Source organism: Mycolicibacterium smegmatis, assembly GCF_001457595.1.
Classification (GTDB): domain Bacteria; phylum Actinomycetota; class Actinomycetes; order Mycobacteriales; family Mycobacteriaceae; genus Mycobacterium; species Mycobacterium smegmatis.
The window spans coordinates 1,045,632-1,068,951 of sequence record NZ_LN831039.1 but is presented as its reverse complement, the minus strand read 5'-3'; the positions used below and the strand labels follow the sequence as shown (position 1 = coordinate 1,068,951).

The 23,320-nt window shown below is 68.4% G+C and carries 25 protein-coding genes; 4 read left to right on the top strand and 21 right to left on the bottom strand.

From position 1 onward, the window contains the following. Window positions 1-20 precede the first annotated feature (20 nt). The 6 genes from AT701_RS04830 to AT701_RS04805 form a co-directional block, all read right to left on the bottom strand. Entirely contained in the window at window positions 21-452 is a 432-nt protein-coding gene (locus tag AT701_RS04830; RefSeq protein ID WP_011727314.1) for a hypothetical protein, read from the bottom strand. Next, window positions 449-1,429, bottom strand: coding sequence for a porphobilinogen synthase (hemB, locus tag AT701_RS04825; RefSeq protein ID WP_011727312.1), 981 nt, complete (start codon window positions 1,427-1,429; stop codon window positions 449-451). The genes AT701_RS04830 and hemB overlap by 4 nt, the downstream gene beginning before the upstream one ends. Before the next feature lie 84 nt (window positions 1,430-1,513). Beyond that, window positions 1,514-3,487, bottom strand: coding sequence for a bifunctional uroporphyrinogen-III C-methyltransferase/uroporphyrinogen-III synthase (locus AT701_RS04820; protein WP_223495337.1), 1,974 nt, complete (start codon window positions 3,485-3,487; stop codon window positions 1,514-1,516). Continuing rightward, window positions 3,484-4,419 carry a hydroxymethylbilane synthase gene (hemC, locus tag AT701_RS04815; protein ID WP_014876919.1) on the bottom strand — a complete coding sequence of 312 codons (936 nt, stop codon included), beginning with the start codon at window positions 4,417-4,419 and terminating at the stop codon, window positions 3,484-3,486. Before hemC ends, AT701_RS04820 begins: the two co-directional genes overlap by 4 nt. A gap of 24 nt (window positions 4,420-4,443) precedes the next feature. Next, entirely contained in the window at window positions 4,444-5,799 is a 1,356-nt protein-coding gene (locus AT701_RS04810) for a glutamyl-tRNA reductase (protein ID WP_011727309.1), read from the bottom strand. Between the two features lie 159 nt (window positions 5,800-5,958). Further along, entirely contained in the window at window positions 5,959-6,201 is a 243-nt protein-coding gene (locus AT701_RS04805) for a glutaredoxin family protein (RefSeq protein ID WP_003892376.1), read from the bottom strand. 106 nt (window positions 6,202-6,307) lie between these two features. Between AT701_RS04805 and AT701_RS04800 the strand changes: the two genes are divergently transcribed. Together AT701_RS04800 and AT701_RS04795 are read left to right on the top strand one after the other, a co-directional pair. Further along, window positions 6,308-7,198, top strand: a complete 891-nt coding sequence (locus AT701_RS04800) for an HAD family hydrolase (RefSeq protein WP_003892375.1) — start codon at window positions 6,308-6,310, stop codon at window positions 7,196-7,198. An 88-nt stretch (window positions 7,199-7,286) separates the two neighbouring features. Further along, window positions 7,287-7,820, top strand: coding sequence for an FAS1-like dehydratase domain-containing protein (locus AT701_RS04795; RefSeq protein WP_011727307.1), 534 nt, complete (start codon window positions 7,287-7,289; stop codon window positions 7,818-7,820). A gap of 30 nt (window positions 7,821-7,850) precedes the next feature. Here the strand turns inward: AT701_RS04795 and AT701_RS04790 are convergent, their stop codons facing one another. From AT701_RS04790 to AT701_RS04750, 9 genes are all read right to left on the bottom strand, one after another. After that, window positions 7,851-8,915 (bottom strand): lysophospholipid acyltransferase family protein, encoded by a 1,065-nt coding sequence (locus tag AT701_RS04790; RefSeq protein WP_003892373.1) that lies wholly within the window; start codon window positions 8,913-8,915, stop codon window positions 7,851-7,853. Window positions 8,916-8,951: 36 nt separating this feature from the next. Further along, window positions 8,952-10,079 (bottom strand): SDR family oxidoreductase, encoded by a 1,128-nt coding sequence (locus AT701_RS04785; protein ID WP_014876916.1) that lies wholly within the window; start codon window positions 10,077-10,079, stop codon window positions 8,952-8,954. A gap of 29 nt (window positions 10,080-10,108) precedes the next feature. After that, window positions 10,109-10,210 carry a 30S ribosomal protein bS22 gene (locus tag AT701_RS04780; RefSeq protein ID WP_003402602.1) on the bottom strand — a complete coding sequence of 34 codons (102 nt, stop codon included), beginning with the start codon at window positions 10,208-10,210 and terminating at the stop codon, window positions 10,109-10,111. A gap of 184 nt (window positions 10,211-10,394) precedes the next feature. After that, window positions 10,395-10,622 carry a cell division/environmental response transcriptional regulator gene (locus AT701_RS04775; protein WP_014876915.1) on the bottom strand — a complete coding sequence of 76 codons (228 nt, stop codon included), beginning with the start codon at window positions 10,620-10,622 and terminating at the stop codon, window positions 10,395-10,397. Window positions 10,623-10,760: 138 nt separating this feature from the next. Then, window positions 10,761-11,621 carry a pyrroline-5-carboxylate reductase gene (gene proC / locus AT701_RS04770; RefSeq protein ID WP_011727304.1) on the bottom strand — a complete coding sequence of 287 codons (861 nt, stop codon included), beginning with the start codon at window positions 11,619-11,621 and terminating at the stop codon, window positions 10,761-10,763. A gap of 25 nt (window positions 11,622-11,646) precedes the next feature. Next, entirely contained in the window at window positions 11,647-12,462 is an 816-nt protein-coding gene (locus AT701_RS04765) for a thioesterase family protein (protein ID WP_058125291.1), read from the bottom strand. 32 nt (window positions 12,463-12,494) lie between these two features. Further along, on the bottom strand, window positions 12,495-13,340 hold the full coding sequence (locus AT701_RS04760) for a sugar phosphate isomerase/epimerase family protein (protein WP_058125290.1): 846 nt from the start codon (window positions 13,338-13,340) through the stop codon (window positions 12,495-12,497). 22 nt (window positions 13,341-13,362) lie between these two features. After that, the gene (locus AT701_RS04755) at window positions 13,363-14,433 is read right to left on the bottom strand and encodes an Rv0497 family membrane protein (protein WP_058125289.1); all 1,071 of its coding nucleotides are present in this window, start codon (window positions 14,431-14,433) and stop codon (window positions 13,363-13,365) included. A 29-nt stretch (window positions 14,434-14,462) separates the two neighbouring features. Beyond that, the gene (locus AT701_RS04750; protein ID WP_003892366.1) at window positions 14,463-15,434 is read right to left on the bottom strand and encodes a Ppx/GppA family phosphatase; all 972 of its coding nucleotides are present in this window, start codon (window positions 15,432-15,434) and stop codon (window positions 14,463-14,465) included. A gap of 101 nt (window positions 15,435-15,535) precedes the next feature. Here AT701_RS04750 and AT701_RS04745 point away from each other — a divergent pair, with 101 nt between their 5' ends. Next, window positions 15,536-16,336, top strand: coding sequence for a DUF3109 family protein (locus tag AT701_RS04745; RefSeq protein WP_036452646.1), 801 nt, complete (start codon window positions 15,536-15,538; stop codon window positions 16,334-16,336). Between the two features lie 23 nt (window positions 16,337-16,359). On the opposite strand, the gene regX is transcribed toward AT701_RS04745, so the two are convergent. The 6 genes from regX to AT701_RS04715 all read right to left on the bottom strand — a co-directional run bounded on the left by regX (window position 16,360) and on the right by AT701_RS04715 (window position 22,372). Then, the gene (gene regX / locus AT701_RS04740) at window positions 16,360-17,046 is read right to left on the bottom strand and encodes a two-component sensory transduction protein RegX (protein ID WP_014876914.1); all 687 of its coding nucleotides are present in this window, start codon (window positions 17,044-17,046) and stop codon (window positions 16,360-16,362) included. Continuing rightward, window positions 17,043-18,233, bottom strand: coding sequence for a two-component system sensor histidine kinase SenX3 (gene senX3 / locus AT701_RS04735; RefSeq protein WP_058125288.1), 1,191 nt, complete (start codon window positions 18,231-18,233; stop codon window positions 17,043-17,045). The genes regX and senX3 overlap by 4 nt, the downstream gene beginning before the upstream one ends. Before the next feature lie 215 nt (window positions 18,234-18,448). Next, window positions 18,449-19,192 carry a phosphoglyceromutase gene (locus tag AT701_RS04730; RefSeq protein WP_003892361.1) on the bottom strand — a complete coding sequence of 248 codons (744 nt, stop codon included), beginning with the start codon at window positions 19,190-19,192 and terminating at the stop codon, window positions 18,449-18,451. Between the two features lie 39 nt (window positions 19,193-19,231). Next, window positions 19,232-19,729 carry a type III secretion system chaperone family protein gene (locus tag AT701_RS04725; RefSeq protein ID WP_003892360.1) on the bottom strand — a complete coding sequence of 166 codons (498 nt, stop codon included), beginning with the start codon at window positions 19,727-19,729 and terminating at the stop codon, window positions 19,232-19,234. Beyond that, window positions 19,726-21,030 carry a D-inositol-3-phosphate glycosyltransferase gene (gene mshA / locus AT701_RS04720; protein WP_058125287.1) on the bottom strand — a complete coding sequence of 435 codons (1,305 nt, stop codon included), beginning with the start codon at window positions 21,028-21,030 and terminating at the stop codon, window positions 19,726-19,728. Before mshA ends, AT701_RS04725 begins: the two co-directional genes overlap by 4 nt. A 10-nt stretch (window positions 21,031-21,040) precedes the next feature. After that, window positions 21,041-22,372 carry an ROK family protein gene (locus AT701_RS04715; RefSeq protein ID WP_058125286.1) on the bottom strand — a complete coding sequence of 444 codons (1,332 nt, stop codon included), beginning with the start codon at window positions 22,370-22,372 and terminating at the stop codon, window positions 21,041-21,043. A 192-nt stretch (window positions 22,373-22,564) separates the two neighbouring features. Between AT701_RS04715 and AT701_RS04710 the strand changes: the two genes are divergently transcribed. Beyond that, window positions 22,565-23,314: an SDR family NAD(P)-dependent oxidoreductase gene (locus tag AT701_RS04710; protein WP_058125285.1), complete on the top strand. Its 750-nt coding sequence runs from the start codon at window positions 22,565-22,567 to the stop codon at window positions 23,312-23,314. The last annotated feature ends 6 nt before the right edge of the window (window positions 23,315-23,320 follow it).

The window sequence follows — 23,320 nt, the reverse complement described above, 5'->3', positions numbered from 1 at the left end:
TGTCGGCACAGCCTAGCGAATCACCGGTTGAAGAAGCTGTTGGCGTCCTTGCGGTGCAGCAGGTACACGCCACCGACGATGAGGACCGATCCGAAGATCCCGGTCAGCGCATAGCCGATCGCCGCGGCAGGTGGCCGGTCGGCGCCGAACAGGCTGGTGGCGACATGGATCACCGAGACCAGCCCACCGCTGGTCAGGATGGTCCGCGTCCAGCGATAGCCCTGGCGCATCAGGATCAGAAACGTCACCACGATCGACGACAGCACGATCATGGACATCACGGCCAGCACGATCATCAGCGCCCGCTCGTCATCCGTCGAACCGGTGACGGCATCGATCAGGTACCCGGCGACCAACAGCGGCAGCGCGACGGCCCACAGCCAGAACCCGGTGTCGACATCCTCAGGGCGAGGGTCGGACCCCGGCCGCTGCTCGGTCATGGAGTCGGTCACGCCAGCCAACCGGCGACGTCGGCCGCCCAGTAGGTCAGGATGAGGTCGGCGCCCGCGCGGCGGATACCGACCAGCGACTCGAGTGCGGCGGTCTGCAGGTCGATCCAGCCGTTGGCGGCCGCGGCGCTGATCATCGAGTACTCGCCGGAGATCTGATAGGCCGCCACCGGAACCGGCGAGATCTCGGCCGCCGCGCGCACCACGTCTAGGTAGCTCATGGCGGGCTTCACCATGACCATGTCGGCGCCCTCGTCGATGTCGAGTTCGATCTCGCGCACGGCCTCGCGGATGTTGCCCGCGTCCTGCTGGTAGGTGCGGCGGTCACCGGTCAGGCTGGAGGACACCGCCTCACGGAACGGCCCGTAGAACGCCGAGGCGAATTTCGCGGAGTAAGCGAGGATCGCCACGTCGGTGTGCCCCGCGGCGTCGAGGCCGTCGCGGATCGCGGCGACCTGCCCGTCCATCATGCCGCTGGGACCCACCACGTGGGCGCCCGAATCTGCCTGGGCCACAGCCAGTTCCACGTAACGCAGGTTGGTGGCGTCGTTGTCGACGCGCCCGTGGGCGTCCAGTACGCCGCAGTGGCCGTGGTCGGTGAACTCGTCGAGGCACGTATCGGCCATCAACACCGTCGAGTCGCCGAGATCCTTGGCCAGATCACGCAATGCGACGTTGAGGATGCCGTCGGGATCCACGCCCACCGACCCGGTGGCGTCCTTGTCCTCGTCGAGCGGCACGCCGAACAGCATCAGTCCGCCCACACCGGCGGCGACGGCGTCGGCCGCGGCCCGGCGAAGCGAATCCCGGGTGTGCTGAACCACTCCGGGCATCGAGTTGATCGGCCGTGGTTCGTCGATGCCGTCGGCGACGAACATCGGAAGGATCAGATGCCTTGGCTCCAGCGAGGTCTGGGCCACCAACCGGCGCATGGCCGGTGTGGTCCGCAGTCGACGGGGCCGATGCCTCGGGAACGCCACTAGCTCGTCTCCTTTCCGGCGAAATGGCATTCCATCAGGAAAAGTGCGAGTGCACGCCTGCTGGAATGCCGTTTCGGCGGGTGTTTACCTGCGGCGGCTCTTCTTGCGCGGCGGCGGGAGCGCACCCTCGGCGCGCAACCGGGCGGCGTGCTCGGCGAGCGCCTCGACCAGCGGTCCGACCGCGGCTGTCTCGGGCTGCACATCCACGCGCAGACCGAATTCGATTGCGGTTTCTGCGGTTTTCGGTCCGATGCAGGCCACGATGGTGCGGGCGTGCGGCTTGCCCGCGATGCCGACGAGGTTGCGCACGGTCGAACTCGACGTGAAGCACACCGCGTCGAAACCACCGGTCTTGATCATCTCGCGGGTGTGCGCAGGCGGCGGGGCCGCACGCACGGTGCGGTACGCCGTGACGTCCTCGATCTCCCAGCCACGCTCACGCAGACCCTCGGCCAGCGTCTCGGTGGCGATGTCCGCACGCGGCAGCAACACACGGTTGACCGGGTCGAAAACCTCGTCGTAGGGCGGGAATTCATCCAGCAGGCCGAGCGAGGACTGCTCGCCCGACGGCACCAGTTCGGGATTGATCCCGAACGCGCGCACCTTGTCCGCGGTGGCCTGCCCCACGCAGGCGATCTTCACGCCGGAGAACGCGCGGGCGTCCAGACCGAACTCGTTGAACTTCTCCCACACCGCGCGAACGGCGTTGGTGGAGGTGAACACGACCCACTGGAACCGGCCGTCGACCAGGCCCTTGACCGCGCGCTCCATCTGCGCCGGGCTGCGCGGCGGCTCGACGGCGATGGTGGGCACCTCGATCGGCAGGGCGCCGTGCGTGACGAGCCGCTCGCTCATCTCGCCGGCCTGATCCTTGGTGCGCGGCACCAGCACGGTCCAGCCGTACAGGGCGCGGCTCTCCCACCAGTTCAGCTTGGCGCGGTTGGCGACGGTCTTGCCGATGGTGACCACCAGCGGTCCGGTCAGCGGGCCCAACAGCTCGCTGCCCGCGGGCTTCTCCACCACGGTCTTGTCGGTGAGCCCCACCAGCGTGGTCTCGACCGAACGCTGCTGGCAGGTGGTGCCGTTGGCCGTGACGACCGCGGGCGTGTTCTCGACGAGCCCGTGCTCGATGAGCGTGCGGGCGGCATCCGGCAGGTGCGACGCGGTCGCATGCAGGATCAGCGGCCCCGGCGCGGCCGCCAGTGCGGCCCAGTCGACGTCGCCACGCACGTCGGCGACGGTGTGCGACGACCCCAGCGGCAGGCCGGCGTACGTCGGAACCGCGGTGGTGTCGGGCAGACCCGGGACGATCTCGAAGGTCAGATGCGTCTTGGCCAGTGCGTTGATCTCGGTGATCACGGCATCCACCGACAGCGGGTCACCCGCGATCAGGCGCACGACGTTGTATCCGTGGCGCGCCTCGGACGCGAGCGTCTTGGCGACCTCGGCCGGGTCGCCGAGCGCGGGACGCACCTCGGGTCCGCCGGGGATGACCGCCGGATCGTCGGACTTGGCGTCATCGGCCTTGTCGGACTTGTCCGACTTGTCGGTGGCCTTGTCGGCCTTGTCGTTCTTCTTGGCGGGCGCCGGACCCGCGGCCGGGGGCAGATCGGTGCCGACGAGGGCGAGCACCGCCTCGGGCACATCGGGATCGGTGAAGACCAGCTCGGCATGCGCGAGCACGGCCTGCGCCCTGGTGGTCAGCAGGCCCGGGTCACCGGGGCCCGAACCGACGAACGTGATGCGACCGGGCTTGACCTTGCGGCTGCGCGACCGGCTCGAGCTCTCACGCGGCTGAGGGTCGGCCGCCGGGCTCTCGGCCGCACCGACCGTGCACTCAGCGCCGCCGACCGCAGCCAGATTGTCGGCGCCGCCGACGACCACCGGGCTCTCGGCACCGACCACCGCAACCGCAGCATCGGCACCACCCACCTTTGGGAGACTTTCGACTCCGCCGAGGGTGGCCACGCTTTCAACTCCGCCGAAGGTGGCCAGACTCTCGGCTCCGCCAACTGCAGTCAGACTCTCGGCTCCGCCGAGGGGGACCTGCCGGGTCATTTCTCACTCCCACGCTCTTCCAACAGCTCCCGTGCACCCAGATCGAACAGCTCCGCAGCCACCGAGACGCCGAGTTCAGCGGCCCGATCGGGAGTACCGATGCCGGACGCACGGATCACGTCGGATCCGTCCAGCGTCGCTGCGCAGCCGCGCAACGACAGCTCTTCGAAGACGTTGCCGTCCTCATCGATCGACTCGACCACTTCAGCGATCGCACCGACCGGTGCGGAACAACCCGCCTCCAGTTCGGCGAGCAGGACCCGTTCAGCGGTGACCGCGGCTCGCGTATCGGCGTCGTCCAACTCCGACAAGATCGCGATCAGCTCGGTGTCGCCCGCACGACATTCCACCGCGAGCGCGCCCTGAGCCGGCGCTGGCAACATCTGCACCGGCTCGAGCGTCTCGGTGACAACGTTCAGTCGTCCGATCCGGGCCAGACCCGCCCGGGCGACCACGATGCCGTCGAGTTCACCGCTCGTAACCCTGTTCAACCTGGTATCTAGGTTGCCTCGTAGGGGGCGGATTTCCAAACCGAGACCCAGTGCTCTAAGCTGTGCGGCCCGTCGCGGGCTCGACGTGCCGATCACGGAGCCCGTCGGCAACTCTCCGAGCACCAGTCCGTCGCGGGCCACCAGCGCGTCGCGTGGGTCCTCACGACGCGGTATCGCGGGGATGCAGAAGCGTTCGTCGGACGCGGTGGGCAAATCCTTGTACGAGTGCACGGCCATGTCGACGCGGCCGTCGTGGATCGCCTCACGCAGAGCGGCGGTGAACACGCCGATCCCGATGTCCGCGATCGGTCCCTGGTTGCGGTCACCCTCGGTGGAGATGATGACGAGCTCACAGGGATGCCCTGCGGCCAGCAGAGCGTCCCTGACAGTGCCGGCCTGTGTCGTAGCCAGGAGGCTACCCCGGGTGCCGAGCCGGATCACCGAATCGCGGTTGTTTGCCAAGCTCTACTCAGTCTTATCGAGATCGGTTGTTATCAAGGGCAATTCACTGGCCGCAACCGCTTCGACGGCTTGCGGATCGAGTTCGAACAGTTCCCGCAGCGCCTCGGCGTAGCTGTCCCCGCCGGGGGCGCTCGCGAGTTGTTTCACACGCACCGTCGGCGCGTGCAGCAGTTTGTCGACGACGCGACGGACGGTCTTGGCGACCTCGTCGCGGTGCGCCGCGTCCAGTCCGGGCAGCCGGTTGTCCAGGCGCAGCAGTTCGGCCTCGACGACGTCGGCGGCGCGCTGCCGCAGCGCCGTCACGGTCGGGGTGACCTCGGCCATGCGCTGGCCCGCCAGGTAGTTCGCCACCTCGGCGGCCACGATGTTGCGCGCGGCCTCCGCGTCGACCGCTGCCGCACGTGCGGACGGTTCGCGCTGGATGCGGTCCATGTCGACGACCCACACGCCCGGCAAACCCGACACGGCCGGATCGACGTCGCGCGGCATGCCCAGGTCGCACACGACCATCTGGTGTTCGGCACCGGCCAGGGTGCGCTGTGCCAGCGCGTAGTGCACGTCGGCCAGCGAGACCACCGGGCGCACGGCGCCGGTGCTGCTGAGCACGACGTCGGCGTCGACGAGTGCCCGGGCGATGTCGTCCAGACCCACGGCGTCGGCCACCACGCCCTGCTCGGTGAGGTTCTTGGCCAGGCGCTCGGCGCGCGGCAGGGACCGGTTGACCACGTGGACGCGTTCGATGCCCGCGCGCACCAGGTGCGCACCGGCGAGTGCGCCCATCGCGCCCGCACCGACCACGGCCGCGGTACGGCCACCGAGCCCACCCGAGAGTTTGGTCTCGGCCATGCCGAGCGCCACCGAGACCACCGACGCGCCTGCGGCGTCGATCCCGGTCTCCGAGTGCACCCGCTTGCCCACCGACAGGGCGCGCTGCGCGAGTTCGTGCAGTGTGCGGCCCACGGTGCGGTTGGCCTCGGCCGTCGCGTACGCGCGACGCACCTGTCCCAGCACCTGCTGCTCACCGATGACCGCGGAATCCAGACCGCTGGTCACCGCGAACAGGTGCTCGACGGCCGCCTCCGCGTAACGGACGTAGGCGTATTTGGTCAGGTCATTGAGGGACATACCGGAGCGCTCAGCGAGCACCTGCCCGATCACCGACAGACCGCCGTGGAAGGCCTCGACCACCGCATACACCTCGACGCGGTTGCAGGTGGAAAGCACCATGGCCTCGGTAACCAGTGAGGACTGGAGAACCTGGTCGATGATCTTCGCCTGCTCGGCTTCGTTGGTGCTCAGCTGTTCGAGCACAGACACCGGCGCACTGCGGTGCGAAACCCCGAATAGCAGCACGCTCACGGCTTCATCACCACGTCAACCAAGGTATCGGTTTTCCGGGCGGCCTCCAAATTTCACCTAGTTAGTCACCTGGTATATGCGCAGTAGGTTGATGCATTCAGAAGCCTGGAAACCTGCTGGTTTGCCATCGATGGGCCACCGACCACACCCCGCGCGGCGCTAGTGGCCGAGATCACTCCGCAGCTGCGCCGCGTCGACCTCCCAGTAGCTGTGTTCGGTCCCGTCCAGCAACACCACCGGCAGCAGGTCGCCGTACTGTGCGCGCAGGCTGTTGTCGCCCTCGGCGGCGAGCGCGTCGACGTCGGTGGTCACCAGCGTGAACCCGAGCTCGTCACGAAGCACCGTGAGCTCCTCGGCCGCGCGGGCGCACAGATGGCATCCGGCCCGTGTCAGCAACGTCACGGTGTGCCCTGCGGCGGGTCCTGGTTGCGAGCGCTCCACCCCGCCAGTATCCCGTTAGGGTTGTTGCGTGTCCGAAATCGGTAGTGCCGGGGCGTCAGAACGGGCCGTGACTGATGAGGCCGGGGAGGCTCGCGGGGCTCAGGAGCTCGGCGGCGAGGCCAGTGCCGAGGTGGCCGTCACCGACCTGCAGGCCGAGCAGACACCTCCACCGAGCGCTCCTCCGCCGGACCTGACCGCCGCGGCGTTCTTCGACGTCGACAACACCCTGGTGCAAGGCTCGTCGCTGGTGCACTTCGCGCGCGGCCTGGCGGCCAGGAAGTACTTCACCTACCGCGACATCCTAGGCATCGCATATGCGCAGGCCAAATTCCAGCTGACCGGCAAGGAGAACAGCGACGACGTCGCCGCGGGCCGGCGCAAGGCGCTCGCATTCATCGAGGGCCGGTCGACCGCCGAACTGGTCGCGCTCGGCGAGGAGATCTACGACGAGATCATCGCCGACAAGATCTGGCCCGGCACCCGCGCGCTGGCCCAGATGCACCTCGACGCCGGTCAGCAGGTCTGGCTGGTCACCGCGACGCCCTACGAGCTGGCGGCCACGATCGCCAAGCGGCTGGGCTTCACGGGCGCACTGGGCACGGTCGCGGAGTCGGTCGACGGCGTCTTCACCGGGCGTCTGGTGGGCGACATCCTGCACGGCACCGGCAAGGCGCACGCCGTGCGCTCGCTGGCGATCCGCGAGGGTCTGAACCTGCGCCGCTGCACGGCCTACTCCGACAGCTTCAACGACGTGCCCATGCTGTCGCTCGTCGGCACCGCGGTCGCGATCAACCCGGACGCCGCGCTGCGCGACGTCGCGCGGGAACGCGGCTGGGAGATCCGCGACTTCCGCACGGCCCGCAAAGCGGCCCGCATCGGTGTGCCGTCCGCGCTGGCCCTAGGGGCGCTCGGCGGCGCGCTGGCCGCGGTGGCCTCCCGCCGCCATGACCTTCGCTGACCTTCGCTGACATTCGCTGAACCCCCACGCTGATAGGCTTCCGCAGCCGGGCAGTTGAAGCTGGAAGCACGGGAGTAGCAGAGAACACATGAGCATCGCGGCAAACATCATCGGGACTCACTACCGCTACCCCGACTATTTCGAGGTCGGACGGGAGAAGGTCCGCGAGTTCTCGGCGGCCGTCAAGGACGACCACCCCGCGCATTTCGACGAGGCGGCGGCCAAGGAGTGCGGCCACGACAACCTCATCGCGCCGCTGACCTTCCTGGCGGTCGCGGGCCGTCGAGTGCAGCTCGACCTGTTCGACAAGTTCGACGTGCCGATCAACCTCGAGCGTGTGCTGCACCGGGACCAGAAGCTGATCTTCCACCGTCCGATCGTGGTCGGTGACAAGCTGTGGTTCGACTCGTACCTGGACTCGGTGATCGAGTCGCACGGCACGGTGATCTGCGAGATCCGTGCCGAGGTGACCGACGACGACGGCAAGCCCGTGGCCACCAGCATCGTCACGATGCTCGGCGAGGCCGAGATCGACGAGGCCGACGAGATCAGTTCCCAGATCGCCGCGGCGCGCGATGCCGCCATCGCCAAGATGGTTGCCGGGCAAAAGTCCAGTTCCTGAGTTCACCCGCCGGGCGGAGGTTCGGCCGCCTCAGCCGAAGAACATGTTCCGGCGGCCCGCCAGCAGCTGGTACAGCGTGTGCTGGATGGTCTCGCGCACCTGGTCGGTCAGCTCGAAGGTGACCATCGGGTCGTCGGCGGCACTCTCGTCGTAGTCCTGCGTGTCGATCGGCTCACCGAACTTGATGTGCCACTTCGACGGCAGCGGGATCATCCCGGCCGGGCCTGCGAGCGGGAAGAACGGCGTCACCGGGAAGTACGGCAGGTTGAGCAGCCGGGCGAGCAGCTTGAGATCGGCGATCATCGGATAGATCTCCTCAGAGCCGACGATCGAGCACGGCACGATGGGTGCCTTGGCGCGCAGGGCCGCAGACACGAAGCCACCGCGGCCGAACCGCTGCAGCTTGTAGCGATCCTTGAACGGCTTGCCCAGCCCCTTGAATCCCTCCGGGAACACCGCGGTGAGTTCACCGTTGGCCAGCAGGCGGTGCGCGTCGGTGGTGCACGCGAGCGTGTGGCCCGCCTTGCGCGCGGCCTGCCCGACCATCGGCAGGTCGAACACGAGATCGGCCGCCAGCAGGCGCAGGTCACGGTGCAGCGGGTGGTGGTCATGCACGGCCACCTGGGCCATCAGACCGTCGAACGGCAGCACCCCGGCGTGGTTGGCGACGACGAGCGCGGCCCCCGAATCGGGCAGGTTCTCGATGCCGGAGACCTCGACGCGGAACCACGACTTGAAGAACACCCTGAGCAACGGCAGGAAGATTGCCTCGTTGAGGTGTTGGTCGAAACCGAATTCGTCGACCGCGTAGTCGCCCGTCATCCGCTTGCGGATGAACTCGGCCACCGCGGAGATGCTCTTGGCGATCTCGGTGGGCTCGTCGGCCGCACCGGATCCGGCCGCGCCGAGACGTCGCTGGTCGATCTCGTGCACCACGGCCGCGATCTGCTCGGCAGGCGCCCTGGTACCCGGATCGGCGAGCAGCGACGGATGCCTGCGTGCACTCTCGGTTTTTTGGGCGGCTCTTCGGGCAGCCGAGGCACGAGTCGAATTACCGTGCAGCGGAATCACTTTCGCTTTAGGTTCGCCCGCCACCTTGCATCCTTCTCCCCACCGAGATCAGAGCCAGTACTACCGTCCCCAACGCTGCGCCAAGGCAACTGCACGACTCTCCAGCGAGCCTACCCACCGCGGATCGATGATCGGCGTCAATCCACGGCCACGAACGTAATCGTCGAACGCTTCCCCCGTCGTCCACTTGGGACTGTATCCCAGGTCGCGGCGCATTCGCGTGGTATCCATGACGCGGCCGTAACTCAGATAGTTGAGTTGTTCACGATCCACCTCGCTGTAACGCGTGGCCCTGTTCAGCGAATCCACTGCGGCGAGTGCCGATCTCGGCACCGGGAGCCGGATCCGGCCCGAGCGGCGCAGCGCCTGACTCATCATGATTATGCCGTCGGCGCCGATGTTGAACGTGCCGGCCTTGCCTGCCACGGTGGCGTGCTCGAGGGCACCGAGCGCGTCCTGCTCGTGCAGCAGTTGCAGCCGCGCGTCGTGCCCGACGACGCAGGGCACCACCGGCCCGGCCAGATAGCGCGACAGCGCCGTGTCCATCGCGGGGCCGATCATGTTGGCCAGCCGCAGGATCGTGACGGCGATGTCGGGACGACGCCGGGCGAGACCTCGCGCGTAGCCCTCGATGTCGATGCTGTCGCGGGCGAAGCCATCGCGCGGCGGACGGCGCGCGCTGCTCTCCTCGGTGAACATCACCGGATCGCGCGAACTCGACCCGTAGACCTCGGAGGTCGACTTGAGGATGACCCGGCGTACCGACGGCGTCTTCTGGCACGCCGCGAACAACTGGATGGCCCCCATCACGTTGAGCTCTTTCAACGTGGCCCGGCCACCCGAGCGGGGCGCGTACGACGCGGCCGCGGCGTGCACGACGGTGTCGACGTTGCCGTTGCGGATCACCTTGGCGATGAACGGATTGCGGATGTCGGCGCGCACGAACTCCGCGCGCCCCATCCTTCGCAGCAAATCCTTGCTGGGCGTGATCGCGTCGACCGCGATGACATGGTCGATCGACGGGTTCTGCGCCAGCCTCGCGGTCAGGTAACCGCCGAGGAACCGGCACGCACCCGTGACCAGAACCACTTTCGGGCCGGGTGCCGCATCCGCGGGACCCGAACCCCCTTCACCGCCGGCACCAGGGACCCCCGTTGGGCGTCCACCAGAACGTCCATCAGAATCCATCGGCCCAGCCTAGCGGCCGCGGCAGAAAGTTACTTACCGAGTTTTCTGCGCTGCACGCGAGTTCGCCGAAGCAGCTTGCGATGCTTCTTCTTCGACATACGCTTACGCCGCTTCTTGATGACTGAACCCATAGACTCCGCAGTCTCCGCTATCTAAAGCCGTTGATTGACCCGGTTACCTTACCCGGGTCTGCCCGGTAAACGGAAAACGGCCGCTCTGCGCGGGCTCCGGCGGGCGGCACGAGGCGCCCGGGGACGCCTCAGATCGCCGTCTGACGCGTTGCCCCGGGTCCGCCGGACGCCGGTGATACCCCGATCAGCCCGCGTCGAAGTACGAGGTCTCCAGCAGGTCGTGAACGGCTTTGGCGTGCACACGGAACGACCGGCCCACGCGGACCGCGGGCAATTCACCGTTGTGCACCAGCCGGTACACCGTCATCTTCGAGACCCTCATCAAGCTCGCCACCTCGGCGACCGTCAGAAATTGAGCTCGGGGCTGGCCGTCGCCAGCATCCCGCGCCGATGGCCCGTTCATAGACGTCATCGCAACCCAATCAATCAGGCACGGGCAGTCCCGGCGGCTTCCCCACCGCCGGCACCAACCCGCGCATACAAGGGGAGAATAGCGTGGCGGGTGGGGTTACTGCGACGGGTGTGGGGTAATCCATTGGAATTTGTTGAATTACTCCGATGTAATTCCTAGCTGCTCAGAGCGCGTTTTCGCGGCTTCCACGGCATTTGCCACCGCGGCGCGCAGCCCGCCCCGCTCGAGTTCGCGCAGACCAGCGGCGGTTGTGCCGGCCGGCGAGGTGACGGTGGCCCGCAACTGGGCCGGTGTGGTGTCCAGCGCCGCGCCTCCCGCGGCGTTCACCTGATCCAGGCGGTCCAGCAGCATCGCGGCCGAACCGGCCATCGTCTGGGCAACCAGATCGGTCGCCACGGCACGCGACAGCCCGACAGCCACCCCGGCGTCGACCATCGCCTCGGCCATCAGGAAGAAGTACGCCGGGCCCGAACCGGACAGGGCCGTGACGGCGTCCAGTTGGGACTCGGAGACCGTGATGACGCCACCGACCGCGTCGAACAGCGTCGAGACCTCCTTGAGCTGCTCGGGCGTCGCGAAGCGACCGGGTGCCAGCGCGCTGACGCCGCCGCCGACGATCACCGGCGCATTGGGCATCACCCGGATCACCGGCGAGCCCGCGGGCAGCTTGGCCTCGTAGTACGCGGTGCCGACCCCGGCCGCGATGGTGACGAAAACCTGCTCGGCCGTATCGGTCTCGGCGTTGGCAGCGGCCTCGGCGATCTCGCCGATCACCTTCTCGACGTCGGCTGGCTTGACGGCGACGACGACGTAGTGGGCATTCTCGGCGGCGTCGGCAACCGACGTCACCCGCACGGAGTACTTGTCCGCCAGGTACTTGGCACGCTCGGGGAACTTCTCCGCAACGACCATGTCCTTGACCTGCCTGCCGGCCCGGAGCAGGCCGGACAACAGTGCCTCACCCATGCTTCCGCCGCCGATGATCGCGATTCTCGACATGCGGTCAGCATTTCATGGTCGTCGGCTATCCCTGGGCGGTGGGGACCATCGCGAGCTGCCGCGACTGCACGATGATGCGGCCCTCGCAGTCGACCACGGTGTGGTCCTCGTCGAACCAGCCCTCGCCGATCTGCACCGTCGTGCACATGACGCGCAGCCAGCCGTCGGCAGGCAGACCACGCAGATACGCCGTCAGCTGGACCGTGGGCGCCCAACCGGTGCGCTCCACGGCAAAGGTCACCGGCGCGGACACGTCGCCGCACAGGAGCGCGAACAGGACGTCCGGCGCGACGCCCTTGGGGCGCACCCAGTACTCGAACACCGGCGGACCACCGCTCTCGCGGGCCCCGAGCGTGTGCAGGGCAGGCCGGATGTCGCAGCCGTGCGCCAGGTGCACGATGTGCTCCATCGGATGTCCCGGACCGATCGGGGCGATCCCGGGCGGCGGTTCGGGCGCCATGATCGGGGTCACCGGGTTGAACGACAGCAGCGGGGCGACATGGTGTTCGGGTTCGCCGAGCGTCACCGACGCCCGCACGGCCGTGCGGGCGCCCTGGTTGAGTTCGACGTCGACGACGCTGATCCGCCTGCCGCGCTTGCACACCGTGGTGACCAGACGCATGGGACCGGGGTCGGGTGCCCACAGGAAGTTGCCGCTCACGGCGATCGGCTGGAGGCCGCCCCCGATCTGGGTCTGCGCGGCGTTGGCGCACAGCGCGAGCATCGCGCCGCCGTGCACCTTGGGCCCGATCGTCCAGTGTTCGTTGAGTGCGCCGTCATAGATCCCGTCACCGGCAGGGGTGAGCGCCATGGCATCGGTGAACAGCGTCGAGGCCGACACATCGCCTCCTTCTGGGGACTGCAGCGAAGACTTCAGCGCAGCAGATGCTTGCGGGCGAACTGTAGCGACTCGGTCAGAAGCGCCTCACGCTCGGAGTTGGTGCGCGCGGTCTGCGTGGTCACCTCCAGCACCACATGCCCGGCGAAATCACTCTCGGCGAGCATCCGGCACACCTGGGCGACCGGCTGCGTGCCACGGCCGGGAACCAGGTGCTCGTCGGTCGAGGCCCCGTTGCCGTCGGCCAGGTGCAGATGCACGAGCCCGTCGCCCATGCGCCGAGCCATGTCCACCGCATCGGTGCCTGCCGTCGCGGTGTGGCTCAGATCGAGCGTGTAGTGCGCGTGATTGCCGTCCAGCGGGTCGTACGACGGCGCGAACGCCGAGATGCCCGGTCCCGGCCTGCCCCCGCGTTTGCGCATGCGCTCGATCGAGGTCTGGCCCGCACCGAAGAACCGGTCCGCACGGAAGGGGAACATGTTCTCGACGGCGACCATGACGTCACTGCCCGCCTCCAGTTCGGCGACCTGCTCGCTGAACCCCTCGGCGTAGCGGCGCTGCCACCGGAACGGCGGGTGGACGACGACGGTCTGTGCACCGAGCTGCTCGGCCGCGCGCACACTGCGCTCCAGTTTGGTGATCGGGTTGGCGCCCCATACGCGTTGCGAGATCAGCAGACACGGCGCGTGCACCGACAGCACCGGGACGCCGTAGTTCGCCGACAGTTTCTCGACGGCGTCGATGTCCTGGCTGACCGATTCGGCCCACACCATCAGCTCGACACCGTCGTAGCCGAGGCGTGCCGCGATCTCGAAGGCCGCCTCGGTTCTCAGCGGGTAGACGGAAGCCGTGGACAGGCCGACCTTGATGGCGGGGCGCACAGTTGATCGTCTACCGGCGCGCTCAGCTCGCCTGCAGCAGAGCCAGCGGCCCGAACGTCACGAGCGCACCGACGGCCACCGCGGTGAGTGTGCTGCCGATGTCCTCGGTCTTGCGGACCACGCGCACACCGCCTGCCAGGCCGAGGATCACCAGCACGCCGAGCACCAGCGCGACGATGGTGTTCCACTTCCACAGCTGGTCGAACGCGACGAACAGGCCCGCGCCGAACGCGACCGCGATGACGCACTGCGCGACAACCCACAGCCCCCGCACCAGCGGTGAACCCTCGTCCTCGTCGACCTCGTCGTCCTCGTCGAGTTCATCGGCGAGGTCGTCGGCGTACTCGTCGTCCTCGCGGTCCAGATCCCTTTCGAGATCCCGGTCCAGGTCGTCGTCGACCGACGGTCCGCCGAACAGCGACCCCAGCGGGTACGACGCGTCGCGCGCATCGCGGCGGTCCGGACCGGTGTCGTCGGCTGTGTCGGCCTCGAAACCGGAATCGAGCCCGGTGTCGGGGGCGCCGTCGTCGAGATCGTCGAGCGGGTCCGGGCTCATCTGCTCGGCGCCGGTACCACTCGGGGTGTACTCGCGCGTGCCCGACGCGAACTGGTTGCGTCGGGGCCGCGGCCGGAATTCGACAGGCTCCGGGTCGATCTCGCGCGTCTTCAGGTGCGCGTCGTAGTCGGCCTCGGCATCCCTGGCCGCGCCGGCATCCGGGGCGGGTTGGTCCGCGACGACGGCGGCCTCCCGCGGCGTGGCGCCGTTGCGCGCGGGCCGGGGTTCGGTTTCGGGGGTCTTCTCGGGGGCTGCCTGCGGCGCTTCTTCGCGGGCCGGGACCGCCTCGACCACAGTGGTCTCTTCGAGGCTCGTGTCACGTTCGCGTTGCCGGCGCGAGGTCTGCGGCGCCGAGTCGTCGTCGGTGATGACGGGAATCTCGCCCGTGAGTTCGGCAACAGTCACCGCGTCGGCGTTACCGCGCCTGCGCCGACGTCGCCCGCCGACGGGCGGTGCCCCGATCGTTCCGTTCTTGGCCAGCAACTCCGCGACCGATATCGGCCGCGAGGGGGTCTGGCTATCTTCAGGTCCTGTCATGTCGTGTTGCCTTAGGGGCTAGCTCTTCCTTATCGTCCGGCGTCGCGCGCAGCCGCGGCCACCAGGGCGGTTCCATCGGCCTCGCTGTCGAGCTTCCGCAGGATCAGCCCTTCCCGCAACGCCCAGGGGCAAATGTCGACGGATTCGATTTCCAGTGCTCGCATACTAGCTTCAGCAACCAAAGCACCGGCCACGATCTGTGGAGCCCGTTCGGCACTCACCCCTTCCAGTTCAGCGCGGTCAGCCGCCGTCATCCTAGAGATGAAAGCTATGAGCTGTCTTAATCCGGTCGCGGTGAGCGTCCGCTTGACGCGGGGGCCCGCCCCTGACGGTGCCGCTCCGGTCAGCCGGGCCAGCGACCTGAACGTCTTCGACGTCGCCACGGCCAGGTCAGGAGCCCCGGCGCGCCGTATCGTGGCGCCCGCGTCGGCGAGCTCGGTGGCGAGCCAGTCGCGCAGCATCGCGACAGCCCTGCGCCCCGGTGGATCGTCGGGCAGCCACTCCCTGGTCAACCGGCCCGCGCCCAGCGGCAGCGACAACGCCACCTCGGGTTCCTCGTCGACCCCGTTGGACAGCTCCAGCGAACCGCCGCCGATGTCGATGTTGATGATGCGGCCCGCGCTCCAGCCGTACCAGCGGCGCACTGCCAGGAAGGTCAGCCGTGATTCGTCGACGCCGCTGAGCACCTGCAGGGACACCCCGGTCTCGGCGCGGACCCTGGCCAGCACGTCTTCGGAGTTGGTGGCGTCACGCACCGCCGAGGTGGCAAAGGCCATGAGCTCGGCACAGCCGGAACTCGTGGCGATCTTGGCGAATTCGTCGACGGTCGCGACCAGCTTGTCGGCGCCTTTTCGCGTGAGTTTGCCGGAGCCGTCGATGGCCTCGGCGAGGCGCAGTGCGGCCTTGGTGGAACTCATCGGGGTGGGATGGCCACCACGGTGCGCATCCACCACGAGAAGATGGACTGTGTTGCTGCCCACATCGAGCACACCTAACCGCACGGGTCAAACCTAGTCGGTCGTCCTGTGGGTTCCGTAGTGGACCCGCGGGCCGGGCCGCGCCCGGTCGGCCCGGGGCGAGGGAAACGAGTAGCGTTTGCACTGTGACACGTGTGCATCCTGGTGAGGTTGAACTCGACTTCGCCCGTGAGTGGGTGGAGTTCTACGACCCCGATGACGCGGACCATCTCATCGCGGCGGACATGACCTGGCTGCTGTCCCGCTGGACGTGCGTGTTCGGCACCCCGGCGTGCCAGGGCACCGTGGAGGGCCGCCCCGACGACGGTTGCTGCTCGCACGGCGCGTTCCTGTCCGACGACGACGACCGGGCCCGGCTCGACGACGCCGTCAAGCAGCTCACCGACGAGGACTGGCAGTTCCGCGAGAAGGGCCTGGGCAAGAAGGGCTACCTCGAGGACGACGAGTACGACGGCAAGCCGAACCTGCGTACCCGGAAGTACAAGGGCGCCTGCATCTTTCTGAACCGCCCCGGCTTCCCGGCGGGCATCGGGTGCGCGCTGCACAGCAAGGCGCTCAAGCTCGGTGTCGAGCCGTGGACCATGAAGCCCGACGTGTGCTGGCAGCTGCCGATCCGGCGCAGCCAGGACTGGGTCGAACGGCCCGACGGCACGCAGATCCTCAAGACGGTCATCACCGAGTACGACCGCCGCGGGTGGGGCGAGGGCGGTGCCGACCTGCACTGGTACTGCACGGGCGATCCGAACGCACACGTGGGCAGCCGACCGGTGTGGGAGTCCTACGCACCCGAGCTGACCGCCCTGCTGGGCGAGAAGGCCTACGCCGAGCTGGCGGCAATCTGCAAGCGCCGCAGCCGTTTAGGGCTGGTCGCCGTCCATCCGGCGACGCGGCTGGCCGAGAGCGGGACATCCGGCCCGCAGCGGTAGCCGGCGGCGGCTCAGCGCCGGGTTCAGCCCTCCAGCTTGTATCCCAGGCCGCGTACGGTCACCAGGTGCACCGGGTTGGCCGGATCCTCCTCGATCTTCGACCGCAGCCTTTTGACGTGCACGTCAAGGGTTTTGGTGTCGCCGACGTAGTCCGCACCCCACACCCGGTCGATGAGCTGACCGCGGGTGAGCACGCGACCACTGTTGCGCATCAGGTACTCGAGCAGGTCGAACTCCTTGAGCGGCAACGTGATCGGTTCACCGTTGACGCTCACCACGTGTCGTTCGACGTCCATGCGCACGGGACCGGCCTCCAGCACACCGTCGTCGGCGCCCGCGTCGTCGTTGTCGGCGCCACGGCGCAACACCGCACGAATCCGGGCGATGAGTTCACGCGCCGAGTACGGCTTGGTGACGTAGTCGTCAGCACCGAGCTCGAGGCCGACCACCTTGTCGATCTCGCTGTCGCGCGCCGTCACCATGATGACGGGGACGCTTGACCGCGCACGCAACTGCTTGCACACGTCGGTGCCACTCATGCCGGGGAGCATGAGATCCAGCAGCACGATGTCGGCGCCGGAGCGTTCGAACTCCGCGAGGGCCGACGGGCCGTCGCCCACCACGGTGGCCTCGAAGCCCTCCTTACGGAGCAGAAACGCCAAGGGATCGGCCAGCGATTCCTCGTCTTCAACGATCAACACGCTGGTCATCGTTCTCGTTGGTCCTCTCGTTCGTCCGAATGTGATTCGGGGTCGGGGTATTCGGGGATCGACAACGTGAACGTCGACCCCGTTCCCGGCTGACTCCACAGCCGGATGGATCCGTTGTGGTTGGCGGCCACGTGTTTGACGATCGCCAGTCCGAGCCCGGTGCCACCCGTGGCTCGCGACCGCGCCTTGTCGACGCGGAAGAACCGCTCGAACACCCGCTCCTGATCGTCCTTGGCGATGCCGATGCCACGGTCGGTGACCGCGATCTCGATGTTGCCGCCGCGTTTGCGCCGGCTGATCGACACGTCGGTTCCGTTGGGCGAGTAGGCGATCGCATTGGACACCAGGTTGGCGATCGCGGTCACCAGCAGGCCTTCGTCGCCGAGGACGCGGTATCCGGTCGGCGCGTCGGTGGTGATCGAGATCTGCGAGTTGTCCGCGGCGACCTTGTGCCGCGACACCGCCTCGGACACGATGCTGTCGACGTCCACGGCGTCCAGATCGGGCAGACGCTCGGCACCCTGCAGCCGCGAGAGTTCGATGAGCTCACCGATCATGTCCGCGAGGCGGTGTGACTCGGCGACCATCTTCTCGGCGAACCGGCGCACGGTGTCGGGGTCGTCGGCCGAGGCCAGCAGGGCCTCGGCCAGCACGCTCATGGCACCCACCGGTGTCTTGAGCTCGTGGCTGACGTTCGCGACGAAGTCGCGCCGGGTGGCTTCCATGCGTGCGTGCTCGGACTGGTCGTCGATGTAGACGACGGCGAAGCGCCGGTCGTCGTCGGTCAGCAGCCGCACCTTGCCGCGCACCGAGATGCCCGACCGGCCCGGATTGGCGACCTTGAGCGGTGAGAGGTCCACCTCGACGTCCTGACCGGTCTCGAAGACGCGCTGGGCGGCCTGCCAGGCCCGGTCGTCGAGAATGCGGTCGCGGACCACGTTGAGCTCGACGGCCCGGTCATTGCTGTAGACGACGTCGTTGAAGGTGTCGACGACCGCGACGCCCATCGGCGACAGGGACGTGATGTGCTGCAGCATCTGCGAGACCGTCATGCCCGCCGCGTCCGCAGCACGCCGTTGCCGGCGGGCCACGATGCGGGGCACCACGGTGACGCCCACTGCCACGCCTGCGATCAGCGTGAGGAGCGACACGAGCGCCGTCAGCAGTAACGCCGACACCAAGCTCACGCGAAAATCGTACGCATCCGGTGAACGTCAGCCCAGCAGCGAACGGCCGATTCGAGACATGTCACACGAGGAAAGACAGGTGTTCGGCTGTCGTTAACCCGGCCGATACCGCCTGCTCGATCACTTCTCACCTGAAACGCCGAAACCGCATTCCGTCAGGAAAAGTGCGAGTGCACGCCTGCTGGAATGCGGTTTCGGCGGAATCCGGGTGTCGGCTACTTCTTCGCGCCCTGGGCGGCGACGGCGGCCGCACCGGCGGCGGCCGCCTCGGGATCGAGGTACTCACCGCCGATCTTGACGGGCTTGAGGTTCTCGTCGAGGTCGTAGCGCAGCGGGATGCCGGTCGGGATGTTGAGGCCGACGACCTCCTCGTCGGACATGCCGTCGAGGTACTTCACCAGCGCGCGCAGCGAGTTGCCGTGGGCGGCGATCAGCACGGTCTTGCCCGCCTTCAGATCGGGCAAGATCGCGCTCTCGTAGTACGGCACGAACCGCTCGACGACGTCTTTGAGGCATTCGGTCAACGGGCCGCCGTCGATGTCGGCGTAGCGCGGATCGGCGTCCTGGCTGTACTTGCTGCCCTTCTCGATGGGCGGCGGCGGGGTGTCGTAGCTGCGGCGCCACGCCATGAACTGCTCTTCGCCGTACTTCTCCTTGGTCTCGGCCTTGTCCAGGCCCTGCAGCGCGCCGTAGTGGCGCTCGTTGAGCCGCCAGTCGCGGTGCACCGGGATCCACAGCCGGTCAGCGGCGTCGAGCGCGAGGTGCGCGGTGGTGATGGCCCGGCGCAGCAGTGACGTGTAGAGCACGTCGGGCAGGACGCCCTGCTCGGCCATCAGTTGGCCGCCGCGGACGGCCTCGGCCCGGCCCTTGTCAGTGAGGTCGACGTCCACCCAACCGGTGAACAGGTTCTTCTCGTTCCACTGGCTCTCACCGTGGCGGAGCAGGATCAGGGTCGCCATGGACCTGATCTTCTCATGCGCCCGCGAGGGCCTGCTCGGCTACTTCTCGTCGATGAGGTGCTCGAAGGCCTTGAGGTTCTTGAGCGACTCGCCGCGCGAGACCCGCCACTCCCATTCCTTCTGGATGGACGAGCGAAAACCCAACTCCAGCAACGTGTTGAAGTCAGAATCGACGGCTTCGAGCACCTGGCCGAGCACGCGGTCGATCTCGTCGGGCGTCACCGAGTGCAGCGCCATGCGCCCCACGAGGTAGATGTCGCCGACGTTGTCGAGCGTGTAGGCGACACCGTAGAGCCTGCGGTTGCGTTTGAGCAGGAACCGGTAGACGCCCTCGTGGTTCTCGTCGGGTTTGCGGCACACGAACGCCTCGACCCGAACGGAGTGCTCGCCGATGCTCAACAGCGTGTTGGTCTTGAGCTTGCGCTCACCGGGCAGCTCGACGACGATGCCCGGCAAGCTGCCTTTCGCGCCCTCGTGGAAGTGGTAGTTGAGCTCATGCTCGACGAGGGTGTCCTCGATGATCTTCCTGACATTCACGTGCGTACTCCCCTGCGCATCGAGAACCGGCGTCCGGAACGCCGCGCGGCGGGTCTGGGATGACGGGCCCGGTAGTCACTCATGGCCCGGCTGTAGCTGGCGAGCAGCGCGTCGACGGTGTGCGCCCACGAGAACTGAGCGGCGTGTTCGGCGGCGGCGCGGCTCAGCGCGGCGGGCTCGCGGTCGAGCACCTCGCTGATGGTGTCGGCCCAGTCGCCGATGTCGTGGCCGTCGACGAGTGCCCCGCTGACGCCGTCGGCCACCGCGACCGGCAGTCCGCCGACGGCCGCGGCGACAACGGGCGTGCCGCACGCCTGCGCCTCGACGGCGACCAGGCCGAACGACTCGGAGTAGCTCGGCACCGCGACCAGATCGGCCGCCCGGTACACGTTGACCAGTTGTTCGCGGGTCTGCGGCGGGAGGAACGTCACCCGGTCACTGATACCCAGTTCGTCGGCGAGCCGAACCAGCGTGTCCGGTTGGGCAAGTCCCGATCCGGAGGGTCCACCGGCGATCAGCACGCGCACGCCGGGCAGTTTCGCCGCGGCACGCAGCAGGATGTCGGGGGCCTTGAGCGGCTGGATGCGGCCCACGAACGCCACGATCTTCTGGTCGGTGGGAAGCCCGAACACCGCGCGCGCCGCGTCGCGCGAACCGGGGGTGAACACGTCGAGATCGACGCCGGGGTGCACGACGTCGATGCGTGAGCGGTCGGCATTGTGCAACGAGACCAGTTGCTGCGCTTCGACTTCGGTGTTCACGATGAGGCGGTCGGCCTCGTCGACCACCTGTTGTTCGCCCACCGCGCGCAGCGGCGGCTCGGGTGCGTCGCCCGCGGCGAGTGCGGCGTTCTTGACCGCGGCCAGCGTGTGCGCGGTGTGCACCAGCGGCACGGCCCAGCGGTCGCGCGCCAGCCACCCGACCTGGCCGGACAGCCAGTAGTGCGAATGCACGACGTCGTAGTAGCCGGGCTCGTGGGTCGCCTCGGCGCGCAGCACACCCGCGGTGAACGCGCACAGCTGCGTGGGCAGATCGTTCTTGTCGAGGCCTTCGAACGGGCCGGCCACGACGTTGCGCACCAGCACACCGGGCGCCACAGGCACGACCGGCGCATCGGCCGACGACGTGGCCCTGGTGAAGACCTCGACCTCGACGCCACGCCGGGCCAGTTGCAGCGCGGTCTGCAACACGTAGACGTTCATGCCGCCCGCGTCGCCGGTGCCCGGCTGCGCCAGCGGAGAGGTGTGTACCGACAACACCGCCACGCGGCGGGGGGTCTCGAGGTCTGTCGCTAGACGCACATCGTCATGTCTACACCGCCGCAGCGCGGCGGGTCTGAGCGCGCCTCATGGCGCCGATCGGGTCGGCGTAAAGTCCGCCGAGCGACACGACGCCGGCACCGGCCTCCTGCACCCGATTTCCGAAGGCGGTCAGGCGGATATCGCGCGGGCCGAGCATCGAGCGCTCGGCGAACGCGGCCTCGACCGCTTCCATGCCCTCGGGGTACTCGGTGAAGGCCTGACCGCCGACCACCAGTTCGTCGGGGTTGAGCATGTCGCGCAGCAGCGCGACGGCCTCGCCGAGCACGCGGGCGCGGTCGGCGAGGAGTTCGACGGCCTTCTCGTTGCCGCCGCGCGCCGCGCGCAGCACGGCGGGCAGGGTCGAGGCCGGACCTTCGGCAGGCACGATACGCAGCCGGCGCGCGGCGTTGAGCACGGCCTCGTCGCTCACGGTCGATTCGAGTTGTCCTGTGCCGCCGAGCAGTTCGGAGCGCGCGGGCAGGCCCGCGATGGTGCCGGGCCCGCTGGCCGGGGAGTGCACGCGACCGTCGATGGACAGCGCGTAGCCGACGGTCTCGCGGGCGTAGACATACAGGCTGGTGCGCGATGCGCCGCCGGCGTTCTCGGCGCGACGGCCGCTCAGCAGCAGTTCGGCGCCTGCCATCGCGTCGACGTGCGAGGCCATCGAGACCGGCAGGCCGAGGGCCTCGGCCAGCACGGGGCCCACCGGGGCGTCGGCCCAGCCGAGCCGCGGGTGATCGAGGTAGCCGGTGGCGCTGTCGACCACACCACCTGCGGCGACGCCGACCCACAGGGGACGACGACGATGCCAGCGGCTCAGGTAGCGCCGTGCGCTCGAGGCCAGGGTGGCCAGCGCGGCGGCCTGCGTCCCCGTCGGCGTCGGGGTCTCGACCACGTCGAGCGTGCGGCCGAGCAGATCGGTGGCGACGATCGCGGTGGTCTTGGCGCCGATGTGCACGCCGAGGGTCAGGTAGGGCTCGTGGTTGACCTCGACCGGGACACGCGGGCGACCGATTGCGCCGGACACTGCGAGATCGGCGCGCTCACGCAGCACACCGGCCTCAAGCAGTGCCGTGACCTGGCGGTTCACGGTCGCGATGCTCAGCGAGGTGTGCTGGGCGATGACATCACGGGCGATCGGGCCGCGCAGGCGGACGGCGTTGAACACCGAGGCCGCGGCCGCGTCGGGAACCTTCAGCGACGGCGCCACGATGTGCAGCAGTCGCGACTGCGGCAGACGGGCACCGGCCGACGGCAGCGACCGGGTGGCGCGAGCCGAACCGCGCGGGGCGCGACGAGCGGTGGTGGAGAGGGGGGCCGGGGTGACGATTGCGGCGGTCATGCGATTGGTCCTCACTGGTTGTCGGCTGGTGGGTTCGAGGCCACACCTGGCGACTCAGCAAGGACGGGAAAAGGCGTCCGGGCGCAGTCAGGCGCGGCAGTGTGCGCAACAACAACACGCACACTGCGCGAAACAGGACTGGGACTTCCGGGTCACGTAGGTGAACTTAGCACGCCATCTACAGTTGGGTGAATGTCGACACCACACTCAGATCGTCCGGTCGCCGTGGTCACCGGCGCCAGCGCCGGCATCGGCGCCGCAACCGCGAAAACCCTTGCCTCGCTGGGCTTTCACGTGATCTGCGCGGCTCGCCGGACCGACCGGATCGACGCGCTCGCCAAGGAGATCGACGGAACCGCCGTTGTGGCGGACGTCACAGATGACGAATCGGTCAACGCGCTGGCCGCGCAGTTGGACCGGGTGGACGTGCTGGTGAACAACGCCGGCGGCGCCAAGGGGCTCGCGCCGGTCTCCGACGCCGACCTGGACCACTGGCGCTGGATGTGGGAGACCAACGTGCTGGGCACATTACGCGTCACCCGAGCCCTGCTGCCCAAGCTCGTCGACTCGGGCGACGGGCTGATCGTCACGGTCACCTCGATCGCGGCGTTCGAGACCTACGACGGCGGGGCGGGTTACACGGCGGCCAAGCACGCCCAGGGCGCACTGCACCGCACGCTGCGCGGTGAACTGCTCGGAAAACCCGTGCGGCTCACCGAGATTGCGCCAGGAGCCGTGGAGACCGAGTTCTCCCTGGTGCGCTTCGACGGCGACCGGGAGCGCGCCGACAACGTCTACAAGGGCATCACGCCGCTGGTCGCCGAGGACATCGCGGAGGTCATCGGGTTCGTCGCGTCACGGCCGTCGCACGTCAACCTCGACCAGATCGTGATCCGGCCGCGCGATCAGGCGCCCAACGGCCGCTTCAACCGCCGGACCTAGCCGCCG